This is a genomic window from Staphylococcus lloydii, assembly GCF_015775975.1.
GTDB lineage: Bacteria > Bacillota > Bacilli > Staphylococcales > Staphylococcaceae > Staphylococcus > Staphylococcus lloydii.
The window spans coordinates 1,305,812-1,324,648 of sequence record NZ_CP064056.1 but is presented as its reverse complement, the minus strand read 5'-3'; the positions used below and the strand labels follow the sequence as shown (position 1 = coordinate 1,324,648).

At 32.8% G+C, this 18,837-nt stretch carries 20 protein-coding genes; 1 reads left to right on the top strand and 19 read right to left on the bottom strand.

Features of this window, described 5'->3' with window-relative positions; translation table 11 throughout:
- Positions 1-172 precede the first annotated feature (172 nt).
- From ISP08_RS06460 to ccpN, 11 genes are all read right to left on the bottom strand, one after another.
- Positions 173-580, bottom strand: coding sequence for a Fur family transcriptional regulator (locus ISP08_RS06460; protein ID WP_048793584.1), 408 nt, complete (start codon positions 578-580; stop codon positions 173-175).
- The gene (locus tag ISP08_RS06455) at positions 570-1,430 is read right to left on the bottom strand and encodes a metal ABC transporter permease (protein WP_195718083.1); all 861 of its coding nucleotides are present in this window, start codon (positions 1,428-1,430) and stop codon (positions 570-572) included. The genes ISP08_RS06460 and ISP08_RS06455 overlap by 11 nt, the downstream gene beginning before the upstream one ends.
- A complete protein-coding gene (locus ISP08_RS06450; protein WP_048793582.1) occupies positions 1,423-2,199 on the bottom strand; it encodes a metal ABC transporter ATP-binding protein in 777 nt (258 codons plus the stop codon). Before ISP08_RS06450 ends, ISP08_RS06455 begins: the two co-directional genes overlap by 8 nt.
- A 144-nt stretch (positions 2,200-2,343) precedes the next feature.
- On the bottom strand, positions 2,344-3,234 hold the full coding sequence (locus ISP08_RS06445) for a deoxyribonuclease IV (RefSeq protein WP_048793581.1): 891 nt from the start codon (positions 3,232-3,234) through the stop codon (positions 2,344-2,346).
- A gap of 9 nt (positions 3,235-3,243) precedes the next feature.
- Entirely contained in the window at positions 3,244-4,587 is a 1,344-nt protein-coding gene (locus tag ISP08_RS06440; RefSeq protein ID WP_048793580.1) for a DEAD/DEAH box helicase, read from the bottom strand.
- An 83-nt stretch (positions 4,588-4,670) separates the two neighbouring features.
- A complete protein-coding gene (locus ISP08_RS06435) occupies positions 4,671-5,774 on the bottom strand; it encodes a Nif3-like dinuclear metal center hexameric protein (protein ID WP_195718082.1) in 1,104 nt (367 codons plus the stop codon).
- Entirely contained in the window at positions 5,764-6,453 is a 690-nt protein-coding gene (locus ISP08_RS06430) for a tRNA (adenine(22)-N(1))-methyltransferase (protein WP_195718081.1), read from the bottom strand. The genes ISP08_RS06435 and ISP08_RS06430 overlap by 11 nt, the downstream gene beginning before the upstream one ends.
- 67 nt (positions 6,454-6,520) lie before the next feature.
- Entirely contained in the window at positions 6,521-7,627 is a 1,107-nt protein-coding gene (gene rpoD / locus ISP08_RS06425) for an RNA polymerase sigma factor RpoD (RefSeq protein ID WP_048793577.1), read from the bottom strand.
- 144 nt (positions 7,628-7,771) lie between these two features.
- Positions 7,772-9,556, bottom strand: coding sequence for a DNA primase (dnaG, locus tag ISP08_RS06420; RefSeq protein ID WP_195718080.1), 1,785 nt, complete (start codon positions 9,554-9,556; stop codon positions 7,772-7,774).
- A gap of 45 nt (positions 9,557-9,601) precedes the next feature.
- Entirely contained in the window at positions 9,602-10,426 is an 825-nt protein-coding gene (locus ISP08_RS06415; protein ID WP_195718079.1) for a pyruvate, water dikinase regulatory protein, read from the bottom strand.
- 12 nt (positions 10,427-10,438) lie between these two features.
- Positions 10,439-11,062, bottom strand: a complete 624-nt coding sequence (ccpN, locus tag ISP08_RS06410) for a transcriptional regulator CcpN (protein ID WP_152906108.1) — start codon at positions 11,060-11,062, stop codon at positions 10,439-10,441.
- 349 nt (positions 11,063-11,411) lie between these two features.
- Here ccpN and ISP08_RS06405 point away from each other — a divergent pair, with 349 nt between their 5' ends.
- Entirely contained in the window at positions 11,412-12,803 is a 1,392-nt protein-coding gene (locus tag ISP08_RS06405; protein ID WP_195718078.1) for a glycine--tRNA ligase, read from the top strand.
- Between the two features lie 198 nt (positions 12,804-13,001).
- On the opposite strand, the gene recO is transcribed toward ISP08_RS06405, so the two are convergent.
- The 8 genes from recO to floA form a co-directional block, all read right to left on the bottom strand.
- Complete coding sequence (recO, locus tag ISP08_RS06400) at positions 13,002-13,760, bottom strand: DNA repair protein RecO (RefSeq protein WP_195718077.1); 759 nt, start codon at positions 13,758-13,760, stop codon at positions 13,002-13,004.
- Positions 13,761-13,780: 20 nt separating this feature from the next.
- The gene (gene era, locus ISP08_RS06395) at positions 13,781-14,677 is read right to left on the bottom strand and encodes a GTPase Era (RefSeq protein ID WP_048793571.1); all 897 of its coding nucleotides are present in this window, start codon (positions 14,675-14,677) and stop codon (positions 13,781-13,783) included.
- Positions 14,677-15,084: a cytidine deaminase gene (cdd, locus tag ISP08_RS06390; RefSeq protein ID WP_048793570.1), complete on the bottom strand. Its 408-nt coding sequence runs from the start codon at positions 15,082-15,084 to the stop codon at positions 14,677-14,679. Before cdd ends, era begins: the two co-directional genes overlap by 1 nt.
- Before the next feature lie 61 nt (positions 15,085-15,145).
- The gene (locus tag ISP08_RS06385) at positions 15,146-15,493 is read right to left on the bottom strand and encodes a diacylglycerol kinase family protein (protein ID WP_195718076.1); all 348 of its coding nucleotides are present in this window, start codon (positions 15,491-15,493) and stop codon (positions 15,146-15,148) included.
- Between the two features lie 4 nt (positions 15,494-15,497).
- The gene (ybeY, locus tag ISP08_RS06380; RefSeq protein WP_048793568.1) at positions 15,498-15,962 is read right to left on the bottom strand and encodes an rRNA maturation RNase YbeY; all 465 of its coding nucleotides are present in this window, start codon (positions 15,960-15,962) and stop codon (positions 15,498-15,500) included.
- Positions 15,963-15,965: 3 nt separating this feature from the next.
- On the bottom strand, positions 15,966-16,913 hold the full coding sequence (locus tag ISP08_RS06375; protein ID WP_195718075.1) for a PhoH family protein: 948 nt from the start codon (positions 16,911-16,913) through the stop codon (positions 15,966-15,968).
- A 264-nt stretch (positions 16,914-17,177) separates the two neighbouring features.
- On the bottom strand, positions 17,178-17,825 hold the full coding sequence (locus tag ISP08_RS06370) for a hypothetical protein (protein WP_048793566.1): 648 nt from the start codon (positions 17,823-17,825) through the stop codon (positions 17,178-17,180).
- Positions 17,826-17,836: 11 nt separating this feature from the next.
- Positions 17,837-18,823 carry a flotillin-like protein FloA gene (gene floA / locus ISP08_RS06365; RefSeq protein ID WP_048793565.1) on the bottom strand — a complete coding sequence of 329 codons (987 nt, stop codon included), beginning with the start codon at positions 18,821-18,823 and terminating at the stop codon, positions 17,837-17,839.
- Between the last annotated feature and the right edge of the window lie 14 nt (positions 18,824-18,837).

Genomic DNA, 18,837 nt, shown 5'->3' with positions numbered 1-18,837 from the left:
ATTCAGACTAATGGACTATATTTAAAATAAAATTAATGAGCATTTTCATACCTTTAGTTAATAATTACATCAACATATGTACGAAAATGATATGCCATACTAAATAAAAAAAGGACTCATCTTTTAAAAAATGAGTCCTTTTTTATGACAACTAAATGTATTGACTTATTGTTTATAGACACTTCTCACAAATTCCATAAACTTCTAATTTATGTGTATTTATTGCGACATTCGGTAAACGTTGTTGAATGTCATCCATTGGGCAAAATTCAATTACTTTAGTATCTCCACAACATTCACAAATAAAATGATGATGGTGATGATCTGTACATGCAATTCTAAATTTCATTTCGCCATCTAGTTCAGTACCTTCAATAATACTTAATTCCTTAAATAAATGTAAGTTTCTATAAATGGTATCAAATGATATACCTGGATAATTTGTATCCATTTGTTGTTGTATGTGTTTTGCATTAATATATTTATCTTCTTCTACAAAAATATTAAGCATGTCACGACGTTTGTCTGTATATTTATGACCATCTTGCTTAAGAATTTGAATGGCTTCTTCAGTTTTCATCCTCATTAACTCCTTTTTTTTGTCGAAGATTTAATTTTTGATACATCATTGTACAAGCTAACATTAGCACTAATAAAACAACGATAACGCCACCTGGTGATATATTAATGTAAAAAGCTAATGTTAATCCGACAATGACGGCTATTTCACCGATAATTATACTAAATGCTATAAGTTGTTTAAATCCTTTTGTAATTCTCATTGAAATTGCTACAGGCAATGTAATTAATGCACTTACCAATAATATCCCGACTACGCGCATTGACGCAGAAATAACCATAGCTACAATGGCTATAAATAAAAACTGTATCCATTTTGGAATGCCTATAACTTTACTATATTCTTCATCAAAAGATAATATAAATAGTTCTTTATAAAATGCTAATACAAATAATAAGACAATCACTACAATTGCAACGATTGTTAATAAATCACTTAATGAAACTGCACTAATTGATCCGAATAACAGACCTACAATTTCTTGGTTGAAACCATCAGCTAATGAGATAAATATAGCACTTAACGCTATACCAGCACTCATAATGATAGGGATAGCAATTTCTTGATAATTACTATAAGAAGTTCTCAGCTTTTCAATTAATATGGCACCTATAATAGCAAATAAAATACCGCACCACATAGGATTAATAAAAGTTAATGCAGGTAATACAGTAATTAAAAACATTCCAAATGAGATGCCCCCAAGCGTCACATGGCTTAGTGCATCAGCAATTAATGATAACCTTCGTACTACAATAAAAGCACCTATCAGTGGCGCTATAAAACCAACAAGTAAACCACTTAATAGAGAATACCTCATAAAGTCAAAATTTAATAACGCATCAATCATTTGTACAACACTCCCTATCATGTTGATGATCTACGAATTTAATTGGATGCCCATAGATTTTAGAAATTTGTACTTCATCTAGGGATTTAAATTCTTCAGTAGAGCCGTGGAAATGTAAATGTTTATTCAGACATGCTACTTCAGTAGCAGTATCTGCAACTACACCAATATCGTGTGTTACTAATATGATTGTTACGCCTTCTTGTTTTAGTTGGTTTAAAGTATTGTAAAAATCATTAACATGTTTTGCATCTATGCCGTTTGTAGGCTCATCTAATATTAAAACTGTCGGATCGCTGATTAAAGCTCTAGCGATAAGAATTCTTTGTTGTTGCCCGCCTGATAATTCGGCAATGTTTGCATTACTCAAATGCGCAATATTTAAGCGCTTTAAAACTGCGTCTACCTTTTGTTCATCATTTCGATTGAACCAACGTACTAATTTTTTACGTTTAGTTAGCCCGCTAAGCACGACTTCTTTCACACTGGCAGGAAAACCAGATTTAAAAGCAAGTGCCTTCTGCGATACATAACTAATTTTTAACATAGATTGTTTTCCTTTATAATCTTTACCATCTACAAATATTTTGCCACTTTGCATCGGTAATAGACCTAAAATTAACTTTAACAGCGTCGATTTCCCAGCACCATTTGGGCCAACGACTGCTAAAAACTCGCCTCGATTAATTTTAATATTAATATTATCGAGTACCTTTTTGTTATCAAAAGCATAATTTAAATTTTGTAATTCGAATACTGGCGTAGTCATGATTTCACCTCGACTAATACTATACAATGTGAAAACCATTATGTAAATAGTAATGTTTACGACTTGAGTAAAAAAAGTAGTCGCATTTTGTAATTAGCTGTTGTCCAATTACTTTAAATACGACTACCTTTTGTTTAATTGCTATTATTGCTGTAATATTTTTTCTTTTAAGTCTGGATCAAATTTTTGGTTTTTGATCATTTCTATTTCATATTTATAAGGTGGTTTTTTGTTCTTTTTATCTTCACCAACATACGGTGTTTCTAATATTTTTGGAATATCTTTAAATGTGTCATGATGAATGATGTAGTTTAACGCATCGAAACCAATGTGACCGAAGCCAATGTTCTCATGGCGGTCTTTATGTGCACCAATTGGATTTTTACTATCATTAACGTGTAAAACCTTAATTCTATCGATACCAACAATTTTATCAAATTCATTAATAACGCCATCAAAATCTTCTTTGACATTATAACCTGCATCATTAGTATGACAAGTATCGAAACATACGGATAAGCGTTCGTTATGGTGTACGCCATCAATAATTTGAGCTATCTCTTCAAAGCTACGCCCAATTTCTGATCCTTTACCTGCCATTGTTTCTAAAGCAATACGTACATCGTTATCTTGAGTTAATACTTCATTTAAACCTTCAATGATTTTTTTAATACCAACATCAGCCCCCGCTCCTACGTGTGAGCCTGGATGTAGTACGATATCTTTAGCACCGATAGCTTCAGTACGTGCAATTTCATTCTGTAAAAATTCTACACCAAGATTAAAAACATGTGGTTTTTCTGTATTGGCAATATTAATAATGTAAGGCGCGTGTACGATTATATTAGACAGGCCATATTTTTCCATTGCTTCATGACCTTTGGTAATATTTAAATCTTCAATTGGTTTTCTACGCGTATTCTGAGGCGCACCTGTATAAATCATAAATGTTGATTCACCAAATTTATGTGCTTCTTCTGCAGAACCTTCTAGCATTTTCTTACCACTCATTGAAACATGAGAGCCTAATAGCATAATAATCACCTATCCTTTTTTATTTTTGCGGGCTAGTCTATTTTGACGTTTACTATATTGTTTACGCTCTTGACGTTTTAAGTTTTCAACTTCTTGTTTAAATTTCTTCTTGTAACCAGGTTTAACTTTGTTCTTGTTATTTCGCTTAACTTTGTTTTTAATTTGATTCGTTAAGTGATCATCTTGTTTCTTTCTCACTTTACGTTTGTTATGAGCCTTAATAGCTTTAAGTTCATCGTCTTTTATATCAACATCGTTAAATTTATATCCACGTTCTTCAATTAAACCAATGTTTTCTTCTTCATCTGGACTGTATAATGTGATGGCTACACCGTGATATTGTCCACGTCCTGTACGTCCAACGCGGTGAGTAAAGAAATCAATATCGTTAGGAACATCGAAGTTAATAACATGGCTGACACCTGGAATATCAATGCCTCTTGAAGCTAAATCACTGGCAATAACATACTGAAACTCTAGGTTTCTAATACGTTTCATTTGTTGTTTTCTCTCACGTGGCGTTAAACCACCATGAATCATGCCTACTTTGACGCCTGCCTCATTAATTTGCTTCGCTAACTCATTCGCACTATCACGACTATTACAAAATATAATACCTAGATACGGATTAATAACGTTCATTAATTTTAAAGTCTTATCTACTTTATCTTCACTTTTAGTCGGTATTAAATAAAATTCTATATTTTCTTTATTTTGAGATGGTTTTTCAATCTCAATAAACTCTGGATGTTCTAAATATTTGTTTAAAAATGGGTGTAATGATTTTGGTATAGTTGCACTAAAAACAGCAATACTCGCATTTTCTTCTAAGCGTGCTGCGATTAGATCCACATCTTCGATAAGACCTAAATCAATCATTAAATCAGCTTCATCAATGACTAAATAAGATGCAAGATGAACATGCAATTCCCCATTTTTTGCTAAATCATTAATTCTTGTAGGTGTACCAATTACTAAGTGTGGTTGATTTTTCGCACGTTGACGATCTTTTTCAAAATCTGTTCCACCAATAAATAATTTAACAGATATGTCTTGCTTAAATTTAGCTAGATGGCTTGCTGCATCGAATAATTGTTGCGCTAATTCACGTGTTGGTGCCACAATTATTGCTTGCGGTTCGTTAATTGTGCTGTCGATACGTTGCATTAATGGTAGTAAGAAAGCATGTGATTTACCAGTACCTGTTTGAGATTGCCCGATTATACTTGTACCTTTAATGATTTTAGGTATAACGCGGCTTTGAATCTCTGTCGGTTTGTTAAAGTTTAAATCTTTTATTGCTGTTATAAGTTCTGATTCTAAATTAAAATTTTCAAATGGATGGTTAGCCATGTTTTGGCCCTCCTTAAAGTTCATCTTATTCATTATAAAACAACTGTTATTAAATTTGAATAAGTTTATTCGTAGTTCGTATATTAAAGATATTCAAAAGGATTAGTATTTATAGTTGATGCTTTAATACTAAAAGTAATCTCTTCTTCGCTCAACCAAGTATGCAATAGTTGTAATAATCCTTCTTTCATAACATATTCGCTATAATGATCAATGTCTAAAATGTTGACGCCATTGATTTTAGCGTCTAAAGCATCGTGATGTTTTACGTCCCCGGTAATAAATATATCTGCACCACTATTTTTAGCTTTGTATTCAAATCCTATACCAGAACCACCTATTATGGCTACACGTTGCACAGTTGTATCTATATCACCTGTAAAACGAACGCTTGGGATTGATAAATTTGATTTTACTGATTGTGCAAATTGTTTAGCACTTAAAGGTTTATCTAATTCACCAATTATACCTAAACCGTGTGATGCAACTTTTGTCATAGTTATAAAATCATATACCGGTGTCTCATATGGATGATATTGTTCTATTAATTGTTGTGCTAAAGCTTTTTGCTGAGATTTAATCATGAATTCTACTTTTACTTCTTGAACAGCTTCTATTTCATCAATATTTCCAATATGAGGGTTTGCATCGCCAACAGGTTTGAAATTACCAACACCATTACTTTCAAAGAAGCAATGTTCATAGTCACCTTCTGAAGCTAAACCATGTTCGCTCAGTTTACTTTTTAATGCTTCTTTATTTTCTTCGGGTACGAAAACTTGTACTTTGTAGTATTGATAAGTTTCTTCATTTAAAAAGGACAAATGAGTTAACCCAATTTTATCAGCAAGCATTTTATTTACGCCGTATTTATAAACATCTAAATTCGTATGTAAGGCAATTAAATTAATACTATTTTTAATTAATTTATGGATAATAGCGCCATAGCCATCATTTTCAACGATATTGTTAACGCCTTTAAAAATAAGTGGGTGATGACAAATAATTGTATTAATGTCGTTGGCTATCGCTTCATCTACTACTGCTTCGGTACAGTCTAAAGCTGTTAATATACCAGTAACGTCATTTTGCTTATTTCCTATTAATAAACCAACGTTATCCCAGTCTTCTGCAGTGTTTAGTGGCACATGTTTATTAATAATAGTTAAAAGTGTATTAATTTTCATAATTAAGCACCTCGCTAATTAATTTAATTTCTGTGTCTACTTCTGCTAATCTGTTGTGGTGTATCGATGGATCTAATTGCTGTGCAATTGCTTTTAATGATTGTAATTCATGTGTCCACTTTCTATTGAAGTATTCATTTCTTTGTTGTAATAGTAATGGACCGAATTTACGCTCTTGCTCAGTAAGTACCATATCACAATCTAGTTTGTCTGCGACAATAATTTCATATATATGCTTTTTTTCTTCCATTATTTCTTCGTTTGTAATGGTGTAACCAGCTTCTTCGAGCCATAATCTGATAGGATATGATTGAATATTACTTTGTAAGATTAGTCTCGGATGGTTAGTTAATTTATTTTGTCCCTCTGCCAAGATTTTAGCAATTAAAGGTCCGCCCATACCACATATTGTAATAGAATCTACTTTATTATTATGGTCCAATACAGTTAATCCATCGCCTAGTTTAACATTTATCGCATCATCAAGTTGATAATATTGAACGTTTTGAATAGACGCTTCGTACGGGCCTTTTATTACTTCACCCGCAATTGCTTTGCTAACTATTTTATTTGTAATTGCATAAATTGGTAAGTAAGCGTGATCTGAACCAATATCAGCCAGATAATCGCCTTTAATAAATTCACTCACTTTTTGTAATCGTTTATTTATAGTGATCATTGCTTAACTCCTCTAATATATGTAAAAAAGACTCTTTTGCACGTAGTTGTACAAAAGAGCCCAATAATTAATCCATAAAGTCTTTAAGACGTTTACTTCTACTTGGATGTCTCAATTTTCTCAATGCTTTAGCCTCGATTTGTCTGATACGTTCTCTAGTAACGCCAAAGACTTTACCTACTTCTTCAAGTGTGCGAGTTCTACCATCATCAAGACCAAAACGTAATCTCAAGACGTTCTCTTCACGGTCTGTCAATGTATCAAGTACATCTTCTAATTGCTCTTTTAATAGTTCGTAAGCTGCATGGTCTGATGGACTTTGTGCTTCTTGGTCTTCAATGAAATCCCCTAAATGACTGTCATCTTCTTCACCGATTGGTGTTTCTAATGATACAGGTTCTTGTGCAATTTTTAGGATTTCACGTACTTTTTCAGGTGGTAAATCCATTTCTTCACCAATTTCTTCTGGTGCTGGGTCCCTACCTAAATCTTGTAGTAATTGTCTTTGTACACGGATAAGTTTATTAATCGTTTCAACCATATGAACTGGTATACGAATCGTTCTAGCTTGGTCAGCTATAGCACGAGTAATCGCTTGTCGAATCCACCATGTAGCGTAAGTTGAAAACTTGAAGCCTTTGCTAAAGTCGAATTTTTCTACTGCTTTGATAAGTCCCATGTTACCTTCTTGAATTAAGTCTAAGAATAACATGCCACGGCCTACATATCTTTTAGCAATACTAACAACAAGACGCAAGTTAGCTTCTGCTAATCTTGATTTAGCGATTTCATCGCCTTCCTCAATTTTTTTAGCCAATTCAATTTCTTCTTGTGCGCTTAATAAATTAACGCGCCCTATTTCTTTTAAGTACATACGCACTGGGTCGTTAATTTTAACACCTGGAGGCGCACTTAAATCGTTTGGGTTAATTTTATCATCAGTATCTGAACTATCTTTTTCATTAACTAAACTAATATCGTTATCGTTTAGTTGATCAAAGAAGTCATCCATGTGGTCTGGGTCCATTTCAAAGTTTTGCAGTTTTTCTGCAATTTCTTCATGGCTAAGATGACCTTCTTTTTTACCTTTTTCGATCAATTGTTTTTTAACATCTTCTAAAGTTAGAGATGGGTCGATGGTTTGTTTTTTTACTTTAACTTTATTGTCAGACATGAAAAGGCCTCCCGAATATAATATCAACTAGTAATAATAACCATTACGCACACTTATTATTACTACTCATTTCCAAATAAGACACATATTAAACATTGTCAATCCCGTAATAGTCAAATATGCAATGTAGTTTAACTATCATATTTAATTCATTCTATTTTTATTGAAGTTTACTATTTGTTCTAAATATTGTTTTTGTAACGCTTGATCCCCTAATCTAGTAGCCTCTATTAATTTATTGTTAAGAGACTCTAATGTTTCAGAAGTTCTGTATTTTGTTATGGTATTAATATAGTCATCAATTTCGTTTTCAAACGGTTCTTCATTTATCATAAAATTATCTAATGATATAAATGCTTCTTTAATTTCCGAAATTTCGATGTACTGTAATACGTCACTTATACTAAACGAATCATTTTCTGCGTAAAACTCGCGTAAAGTAATAAATATACGCTTAAAATACTCATTTGTAAAGTCCTCAGGCTCAATTAACTGATGATAATTTAAAAATGTATCTTTATCATTCATAAAATGTTTTAGTAAAGCGCGCTCAGCTTTTTGCTCTTTAGATAAATTGGCAAATTGAGGTACTGATGGTGCTTGATATGATGGTGTTTGATGATAAGATTGTTGGCTATCTATTTCATTGTTTAGACTATCTAAATTGACTTTAAACACTTCAGATACATCTTGGATAACTTTTTTTCTCAAAATAGTAGAAGACATATAAGCAATATCGTTTGTAATTTCTTTTAAATATTTTTCATAAGCTAAGTCATTATTCTCTATTTCTTCTTGATGCATGTTTACTTTGTATAAAATAAATGCCTTTTTCTCATGTTCAACATAATGATTGAAAGCATCTTCACCATGTTTGCCAATATATTCATCTGGGTCCATATCTTTAGGTAGTTGAATAACAAAAACATTGAAACCTTGTTTAAGTAAATTGTTTCCCGTTTTTAAGGTTGCCTCACTTCCGGCAAAGTCACCATCAAACATTAAAGTGATATTGTTTGTAAGCTTTTTTAAAAATGTAATATGATCTTGCGAAATTTGAGTTCCCATACTAGCAATAACTTGTTTAAGTCCAGCTTGGTCTGCCTTAATGACATCCATAAAACCTTCTAATAATATTGCTTCATCATTTTTACGAATTGCTTTACGTGCCAAATCAACGTTATATAATAACCTTCTTTTTTGAAAGATAGGTGTTTCAGGCGAATTTAAATACTTGGGTTCTTGGTTTGTGTAAGTACGTCCAGAGTATCCTACTGTTCTACCTTGAGAATTATTTAGCGGGAACATAATTCTGTCTCTAAATCTATCATAATAACTAAAATTTTCTTCGTTTCTAGAGAGTAAACCCGCTTCATATGCAAGTTGAATATCATATCCTTTTTTCTCTAAAAAATCATGACAAAAGTGAGAATTATTAGGTGCATAACCTATTTTACGTGCATCGATAAGTTCATCGGTAAATCCTCTATCTTTTAAATATGCTAATGCCGCTTCACCCTCAACGGATTTTTTAAGGGCATAATGATAATATTGTTGCATTAATTCATGCATTTCTATCATCTTCAAATCATCTGACGCTATTTGATGGCCATTGTTTGGAGATTGATTATCCTGTTGTGTATCAACGGCAATATTAACACGTACGCCTAATTCTTGAACGGCTTCTGTAAAAGAAATATCTTTAATTTCTTGAGTGAATTGAAAAACGTTACCACCTTTTTTACAACCAAAACAATGACAAATTTGTTTGTCTTCAGAAACGGTAAATGAAGGTGTTTTTTCATCATGAAAAGGACACAAACCAATGTAATTGCGCCCTCTTTTTTCTAATTTCACATATTCACTGACTAAGTCTAAAATGTCAGTCTTATTTTTAATTTCATCAATAACAGATTGTTCGATTCGCAAAGTTTATCACCTTATTAAACATTAATTATATTATTATAAATGTTTTTAGTCCTTTTTGAAATTATTTTGCTCAATGATGCTGATTATATCATTTGCAGTTTCTTCAATTGCTTTGTCAGAAACATCGATAACTGGGCATCCAATTCTATCAGTTAAATCATGGAAATATTCCAACTCTTCTTTAATGCGTTGTTCAGTGGCATATCTAGCACTATCACCTAAACCTAATTGACGCAAACGTTCTTTACGAATTCTATTTAATTTTTCTTCACTTATCTTCAGTGCAATACATTTGGAAGGATCTGTTTCGAATAAATTGTCAGGCGGTGTAACTTCAGGGACAATTGGAATATTCATCACCTTATAACTTTTATGCGCTAAATATTGGGAAAGTGGTGTTTTAGAAGTTCTAGAAATGCCTAAAAGAACGATATCAGCTTTTGCTAAACCTTTAGGATCTTTTCCGTCATCATATTTAACTGCAAATTCTATTGCGTCAATTTTTTTGAAATATGCTTCGTCTAATCTATGAACTAAACCGGGTTCGAAATAAGGTTGTTCGTCTATTCTATCTAATAATATGTTCATAAGTGGCCCCATAATATCGACAGATTGGATATTTAATTCATTTACTTTAGCTTCCATATATTTTCTGATTTCAGGTTTAACAAGTGTATATATTACGATTGCTTGCGTATCTAGTGCTACTTGTATAACCTCATCAACGTTTTCTAAAGCTTCTATATAAGGATAACGTATAATTTCATTTTCGCATTGGTTAGGATTGAATTGCGATATGCAGGCTCTTGCTACTAATTCAGCTGTTTCACCTACAGAGTCAGAAGCAACGATTAAATTAATTTTTTCCATGTTAAATACCACCTATTCGTTAAATAATGACACAAATATTTTAGTAATCGTAGTTTTAGAAATTCTACCTTTTACTTCAAAATTACCATTGTCTTTTTTACTAACAATAGGTAATGAATCTATTTCTTTCTCAATCATTAAATTTGCCGCGTATATAACGCGTTCGTTTTCTAATATATAATTTAAATTTGGCATTCGTGTCATAATGATATTGACTGGCATTGTATGTATGTCTTGACCTATCATAGACGCTCTTAATAAATCTTTTCTTGAACACACACCGATAAAATCACCATGTTCATTAATAACAAATAATGTACTTACATCTTCAAGGAATATTGTACAAATAGCGTCATAAACAGTCATTTCACTTTTAACAACAACTGGATGTGATGAGTAATCTTTGACGACATATTTCTTTAATTGTTCAGATATTAATTTATTTTTAGGCTTTCCAGGATAATAATAACCAACACGTGGTCTTGCTTCTAATATGCCTGACATTGTCAATATAGCTAAATCAGGTCTTAGTGTAGCTCGAGTTAAATCTAAACGTTCTGCGATATGTTCACCCGTAATTGGGCCATTGTTTTTAACAATCTCAACTATTTGTTGTTGCCTTTTACTCAGTTCTATAGTGATTCACCCCTTTATTCATACACTTCAATTATACATTGATTTATCTCATGCTACAAATACATATAATTACTTGCTAATAGAGTATCTATAGATTAAAATATAGATTGTAAGCGAGTTAAGGACAGTGAGAGCTTAGCGACTATATAATGGCAAATATAAATAAAAATTAATGAATCAAATTAAAAGCGAGTGACTACACTAATTTGGGTGGAACCGCGGGTTAAAAATTACAATATTAAACACATTTAATGTGATTAAATTATAACTCGTCCCAAGACAATGATGAAATATGTTTATTTTCCGTTGTCTTGGGGCGTTTTTATGTTAAAAAGGAGTGCAATTTTAAATGGCAAAAGATATGGATACTGTAGTTCAATTAGCAAAGCATAGAGGCTTTGTATTTCCAGGTAGTGAAATTTACGGAGGTCTATCAAATACATGGGACTATGGACCACTTGGTGTAGAATTAAAAAATAACGTTAAAAAAGCATGGTGGCAAAAATTTATTACGCAATCACCATATAACGTCGGCATCGACGCAGCTATTTTAATGAATCCTAAAACTTGGGAAGCATCAGGACATTTAGGTAATTTTAATGACCCAATGATAGATAACAAAGACAGTAAAATTAGATATCGTGCGGATAAAATCATTGAAGATTATATGTTAAATGAAAAAGGCGACGAAAATTTCGTTGCAGATGGTTTAAGCTTTGATGAAATGAAACGTATTATTGATGAAGAAGGTATTGTATGTCCTGTAAGTGGAACTGCTAACTGGACTGATATTCGTCAATTCAACTTAATGTTTAAAACTTTCCAAGGTGTTACTGAAGATTCAACTAATGAATTATTCTTACGCCCTGAAACTGCACAAGGTATTTTCGTTAACTACAAAAATGTACAACGTACAATGCGTAAAAAATTACCATTTGGTATCGGTCAAATTGGTAAATCTTTCCGTAACGAAATTACACCAGGTAACTTCATTTTCCGTACGCGTGAATTCGAACAAATGGAATTAGAATTTTTCTGTAAACCTGGTGAAGAAATTGAATGGCAAAACTATTGGAAAACTTTTGCTAGTGAATGGTTAAAAGACCTTGGTTTAAGTGAAGCAAATACGCGTTTAAGAGACCATGATGAAGACGAATTATCTCATTATTCAAATGCTACGACAGATATTGAATATCGTTTCCCATTTGGTTGGGGTGAACTATGGGGTATTGCAAGCCGTACTGACTTTGACTTGAAAAAACATAGTGAGCATTCTGGTGAAGACTTTACTTACCATGATCAAGAAACAAACGAAAGATACATTCCTTATTGTATAGAACCATCATTGGGTGCTGACCGTGTTACATTAGCATTCTTATGTGATGCATATGATGAAGAAGGCGTAGAAGGAAGTAAAGATGCTAGAACAGTATTACATTTCCACCCTGCCCTAGCACCATATAAAGCAGCAGTATTACCATTAAGTAAAAAATTATCTAGCGAAGCAATTAAAATCTTTGAACAATTAAGCACTAAGTTCTCAATTGATTTCGATGAATCACAATCAATTGGTAAACGTTACCGTCGTCAAGATGAAATTGGTACACCATATTGTATTACTTTCGATTTTGATTCATTAGAAGATCAAAAAGTTACTGTAAGAGATAGAGATTCAATGGAACAAGTTCGTATGCCAATCGAAGAATTAGAATCATTCTTAGCTGAAAAAGTTCAATTTTAATAATTACGATTAGCCTATGTTTCATTACGAATAGTCAATCAAGCGTTTAACTAACGCTGATTGGCTATTTTTTATTTAGATTTTAATAATGTATGTCTGATAGAAAATTAATATTTAATTTGTACTGCGATATAAAGTATCTATTGTCATATAGTCATAAAAAAGAAGCTAACTGAAGATTAATATAGTTAGCTTTTATTAACGTTGATCATCAAGTCGATGCAATTGATTTATTAACTTTTGACTCTTGAAAAACATACCGGCGTATTCTCGATATAACATGATAAGTAACTCAGACATTTCGTCTACAATAGTAGCATTGATATTTAAAGCATTCATTTTAGAAATTGGCATTTGTTGTAAAAGGGTTAATAAGTATAATGTTTTATTAGAGATTCTGAGTGCATGTGGATCTCTATCCAATACATATGTTGAAATAGCCCCATCAAATTTGAAACTATAAGCAGCCAGCTTAGATTGGTCTTTGTTATCCGTGACAACACATCTATCAAAAATAGCATTAAAACCAAAGTGAGTCATATTTTTCAATAATACGATAACCGACATTAGTTGTGCGGAAACACCTTCATTAATTTTGGATAAGACGAAGTGCAAAAGCTCATAATTTTCTTTCGAAACATCTTCGGGTTCTATAGCACGGTCTATCACTTCAGTGCATAGACTTGCAAAACTACTTTCATAAATATCTAATCTAAGATTGTAATTTTGATCTATGACATCTATAGAACTAATTGTCCCCATGCCTTTCCATTTTGAATAAACAAACAACCCATACACAAATAATTGTGTATGAGCTTGTAGTCCACTTTTACTTTTTTTAACTCTGCGGGCCATTAATGGTACTTTAGCACCATGTTCATTTAAGATTGTAATAATTTTATCGGATTCGCCATAATCTACTGATTTAATAACTATTCCCTTTTGCTTGATTAACAAGTTAACTCACAATCCTTATATTAATCTTGGTCTTCTACATAACCCATTTGACGAATAAAATTCACTTTATTACGCCAATCTTTTTGCACTTTTACCCATAATTCTAAATATACTTTCGACCCAAGTAATCGTTCAATATCTTGACGTGCACGTTTACCAACTTCTTTAAGTTTTTTGCCACCCTTACCGATGACGATACCTTTTTGTGAATCACGTTCAACGAATATCGTAGCTTCAATACGCACTCTATCTTCATCTTCTTTAACCATACGGTCGACATTAACGCCGATTGCGTGTGGAATTTCTTCACTGGTAAGATGTAAGATTTTCTCTCTAATCAGCTCACCAACTACAAACTGTTCGGGATGGTCAGAGATTTGATCGTCAGGATAATATTTTGGTCCTTCAGGTAAATATGATTTAAGTACACTTAAAAAGTGGTCGACGTTATGTCCTTCTAAAGCAGACATAGGTACAATTTCAGTAAAATCCATATATGTTTGATATTCTTCGATTATTGGCATCAATTTATCTGGGTGCACTAAATCGATTTTATTTAACACTAAAAAGACTGGTGTCTTTACTGAATTTAACATTTCCATTATAAATTCATCGCCACGTCCAATGCCTTCATCTACATTAACCATAAACATGATAGCATCAATTTCTGACAATGTATTCTTAGCGACACGCATCATGTAATCGCCTAATTTGTGTTTTGGTTTATGAATACCTGGTGTATCTAAAAAGATAATTTGCGCATCTTCTTCAGTCATAACACCTTGTATTTTATTACGTGTTGTTTGTGCTTTATCAGACATTATTGCAATTTTATGTCCGATAACTCTATTTACGAATGTAGATTTACCTACATTCGGTCTACCTATAATTGATACAAATCCTGATTTATGTTCCATTAATTATTTAAATCCTTTCCTGAAAAACCAAGTGGTAATAATTTGTCTACAGTAGATTCAATCATTTCGCCATTGTGATTTGTCATATAGACGGGCATATCATCATCGCATAATTCTTTTAATACTTGTCTGCATGCACCACATGGTGATGATGGTTCTGAAGCATCTACAGTTATCGTAATTGATTCAAAATCTCCTGGTTTATAGCCGTTTGAAATAGCGGCTACTAAACTAGAACGTTCTGCACATATAGCCATAGGATATGCTGCGTTTTCTACATTTGCTCCATAAAAAACATTTCCGTCTTTTGTTCGTAAGTAGGCACCTACTTTAAAGTTACTATATGGAACGTACGCATTGCGTTGTGCTTTTCTTACTTCATTAAAATAATCATTATTATATGTCATAAAATAGCATCCCCCTCAAAATATTGCCCTAATTACTTTAAGTATAATACAAATTAAACAATTACTGTATTAAATTTAAAATATGAGGGATAAAAATTATCAAACCAAGCACTAGTGCGACAATTGAAGCGATTAATACGGCAAAAGCGGCGATATCTTTTGCATATTTTGCATATGTAGCATAAGAATCTGTAACCAAGTCTACGACAAATTCTATTGCAGTATTTATAGATTCACATATAAACACTGTGCCAATAGCGATAATAATAATTGTCCATTCTATGGCTGAAAGACGTAATATAAAACTTAAGATAATGACTAACAATGCACAAATAATATGAATGAGAAAGTTATGATCCTTTTTTAACAGGGTTATCAAACCTGCGAATGCATGTTTAAATCTGCCCATAATATCACTTATCTCTTGTTAAACCATAAGCATTTAAAATTTCATCTTGTCGGCCAAACATGACTTTTTCGTCATCTTGTTCAATATGGTCATATCCTAATAAATGTAAAAAGCCATGAAGTGCTAGAAAGCCAAGTTCTCTCTCAAATGAGTGTCCATATTGTTCCGCTTGTTCTTTAGCGACATCAGTACAAATAATAATGTCGCCAAGTACTCTAGGGATATCTGCGCCTACAATTTCGGCATCCTCTTCTTCAAATGCAAATGAAATAACATCGGTTACTTTGTCTTTATCACGATACATTTTATTAATATCTTGAATTTCACTTTTATCGACAAATGTCACCGATAATTCTGCTTCATCATTAATATTTTCTTGCTCTTTAGCAAAAGTTAATAAATCATCAATTTGAGCAAACCATGCATCGTCAACTTCTGAAGTATGATCGCTAAAATCTATAGTGAACAATGGCTATTCATCTCCTTCGTATTTATCTATAATTTTATTGACTAATGGGTGACGTACAACATCACTGGTATCAAGTTTTAATATACTTATGCCTTTAACGTCATTTAATTTTTTAGTTGCTTCTTTTAAACCAGTTTTAACGCCTGGCGGTAAATCAACTTGAGTTGGGTCTCCGGTAACGACCATTTTTGAGCCAAATCCTAATCTAGTTAAAAACATCTTCATTTGAGCATGAGTAGTGTTTTGTGCCTCATCTAATATGACAAAGGCATCGTCTAAAGTTCTACCTCTCATATAGGCTAAAGGTGCAATTTCAATAATGCCACGTTCAATAAATCGTGCAGATTGTTCTCGACCTAAAACTGTATTTAAACCATCATATAAGGGTCTTAAATATGGATCTACTTTTTCTTTTAAGTCACCAGGTAAGAAACCAAGAGATTCACCAGCTTCAACGGCAGGTCTTGTTAAGACGATTCGTTTAACATTCCCTTTACGCAATTGTTTTGCTGCGTAAACTACCGCTAAAAATGTTTTACCAGTTCCAGCTGGTCCGATACCGAAGACTAAATCATTTCTATTCATCGCGTTAATGTATAGTCTTTGTCCCATCGTTTTTGCTCTAATAGACTTACCAAATGCGTCTTTAGTAATTTCATCTTCATACAAATCTATTAATTGATCAATTGTTTTATTATGAGCCATCTTTATAGCTGACTCAACATCTTTTAGAGATATATTAATGCCTTGTTGAATCACTTTCAATAAATTAATTAATACTGATTCAGCTTGTTCTACATGCTCCAATACATTTCCTTTAACAGCAATTTCTTGACCTCGAGCATGTACGACGACATCAAATCCATCTTCAATAGCTTTCAAATGTTCATCGTTATTTCCGATGAGAGCTTGTGCTTCATTGATATCGTCAATATAAATAATTCCAGGCATATAGGCGCTCCTTTGCAAATGAATTTTCTTTTAATTAGTAATTAATTCACTTAAATTTTAAAATAATAAACATAAAATGTCTATAAATAATAAGGCTGTCTTTTCATAAGGTGTCTCTACATATTAGTTACCTTTTTATTATAACATGTAACCTTAATAAGTTATTTTAATGTGCATTATAATGAATTGTTACATTGAGCATTCTATACTGCGACATAAAAAAACACTCTATCAAGTATTTCACGTTGATAGAGTGTTTTTTTGTTACACGCGTTTAGGTTTACTTAAAATTTCTGACCATATAATACCATTAACGACTTCATCGTCATCAAAACGTAAATTGTCACTAGTGCCATTGACATGCATAGCATTGGCATTGATAAGTTGCTTCAAGCGAAAACGTTTTGTTCTTTCAGATAAGTATTTATCATTTATGATTGCACGTGCACGTTTTTCCATTAATTGTAGTTGTTTTTCTTTTTCACGATCAATTTCATTACGTACATTTTCTAAATCATTAAAAACACTATCTTCAAGTTCTTTTTGAAGTGCTTCATCCTGTTTTCTTTGACGCACCTTTTCTTTGTCTGCAGCACTTTCTTCAGTGGATTGTTTAGGCGCTGTTGGTGTTTCCATCTTTTCAGCACGTGTTTCAGTCACTGGCTCTGGTTCGACTTCTGATGTTTGACGTTCTCGTGTTGTTTGACTAGGAGGTTTACCTTCCATCTGTTCTTCTAACTCATTAAAAGTTTCTTCGATTTTTTCAAGAAAACTTTTACCACGTGGTTGTTGTGTATCTTGTTGCTTCTTTGGAGTTTGGTGACGTTGTCTTTCTTTATGACTATTATCTTTAATTGCACCTATAATAGTAGCTATCACAGATATAGCAAAAATGATAATACCGATACTCATTTAATCACCCCTTATTCTTCTGGTGATTCGTCTTCGTTGTTGTTCGTACGTTTATTAATTGCGTTACGCATTCCTGTATCAGCTTCAATATTTTTTAGATTGTAGTAATCTCCAACACCGATGTTGCCTGAACGTAATGCTTCAGCCATTGCAAGTGGAACTTCTGCTTCGGCTTCAACAACTTTAGAACGCATTTCTTGAACTTTGGCTTTCATTTCTTGTTCTTGAGCTACTGCCATTGCTCTACGTTCTTCCGCTTTAGCTTGTGCAATATTTTTATCAGCAAGTGCTTGTTCAGTTTGTAAGTCGGCACCAATGTTTTTACTAATATCAACGTCAGCAATATCAATTGATAGTATTTCAAATGCAGTACCTGAGTCTAAACCTTTACTTAGTACAGTTTTTGAAATGTTGTCAGGGTTTTCTAATACTTCAGTGTGATGTTGGCTTGAACCAATCGTTGAAACGATACCTTCACCAACACGTGCGATGATTGTTTCTTCACCAGCACCACCTACTAGTCTAGCAATATTTGCACGTACCGTAATTCTAGCTTTTGCTTTAACCTCGATACCGTTCATTGCAACACCAGCAATAAATGGTGTTTCGATTACTTTTGGATTTACTGACATTTGAACGGCTTCAAGCACGTCACGGCCTGCTAAGTCAATAGCCGCACCACGTTCAAATGGTAAATTAATATCTGCTCTTTGAGCGGCAATATTAGCATCAACTACTCTATCAACATTACCACCTGCAAGATAGTGTGACTCTAATTGATTCGTAGTTAAATTTAAACCTGCTTTATGTGCTTTAATCAATGGTGCAATAACTTTTCTCGGTGATACCCTTCTTAATCTCATACCTACTAGCGTACCGATTCCTACTTTAACACCGGCAGCTATGGCTGAGATCCATAAACCGACAGGTACAAATGAAAACAATATTAATAATGCAATAATAACTATTACTACGATAATACCTATACTAATTAGCATATGCTTTCTCCTTT

Bases quoted from the DNA above. Each gene is read 5' to 3' on its own strand.
- floA (WP_048793565.1), bottom strand. From the start codon at position 18,823: ATGCTAATTAGTATAGGTATTATCGTAGTAATAGTTATTATTGCATTA.
- cdd (WP_048793570.1), bottom strand. From the start codon at position 15,084: ATGACATATAATAATGATTATTTTAATGAAGTAAGAAAAGCACAACGC.
- ISP08_RS06415 (WP_195718079.1), bottom strand. From the start codon at position 10,426: ATGGAAAAAATTAATTTAATCGTTGCTTCTGACTCTGTAGGTGAAACA.
- ISP08_RS06385 (WP_195718076.1), bottom strand. From the start codon at position 15,493: ATGGGCAGATTTAAACATGCATTCGCAGGTTTGATAACCCTGTTAAAA.
- ISP08_RS06440 (WP_048793580.1), bottom strand. From the start codon at position 4,587: ATGGCTAACCATCCATTTGAAAATTTTAATTTAGAATCAGAACTTATA.
- era (WP_048793571.1), bottom strand. From the start codon at position 14,677: ATGGAACATAAATCAGGATTTGTATCAATTATAGGTAGACCGAATGTA.
- ISP08_RS06435 (WP_195718082.1), bottom strand. From the start codon at position 5,774: ATGAAAATTAATACACTTTTAACTATTATTAATAAACATGTGCCACTA.
- ISP08_RS06445 (WP_048793581.1), bottom strand. From the start codon at position 3,234: ATGCTATTAGGCTCTCATGTTTCAATGAGTGGTAAGAAAATGCTAGAA.
- ISP08_RS06460 (WP_048793584.1), bottom strand. From the start codon at position 580: ATGAAAACTGAAGAAGCCATTCAAATTCTTAAGCAAGATGGTCATAAA.
- ISP08_RS06405 (WP_195718078.1), top strand. From the start codon at position 11,412: ATGGCAAAAGATATGGATACTGTAGTTCAATTAGCAAAGCATAGAGGC.
- ISP08_RS06430 (WP_195718081.1), bottom strand. From the start codon at position 6,453: ATGATCACTATAAATAAACGATTACAAAAAGTGAGTGAATTTATTAAA.
- ISP08_RS06455 (WP_195718083.1), bottom strand. From the start codon at position 1,430: ATGATTGATGCGTTATTAAATTTTGACTTTATGAGGTATTCTCTATTA.
- ISP08_RS06375 (WP_195718075.1), bottom strand. From the start codon at position 16,913: ATGCCTGGAATTATTTATATTGACGATATCAATGAAGCACAAGCTCTC.
- ISP08_RS06450 (WP_048793582.1), bottom strand. From the start codon at position 2,199: ATGACTACGCCAGTATTCGAATTACAAAATTTAAATTATGCTTTTGAT.
- ISP08_RS06370 (WP_048793566.1), bottom strand. From the start codon at position 17,825: ATGAGTATCGGTATTATCATTTTTGCTATATCTGTGATAGCTACTATT.
- rpoD (WP_048793577.1), bottom strand. From the start codon at position 7,627: ATGTCTGACAATAAAGTTAAAGTAAAAAAACAAACCATCGACCCATCT.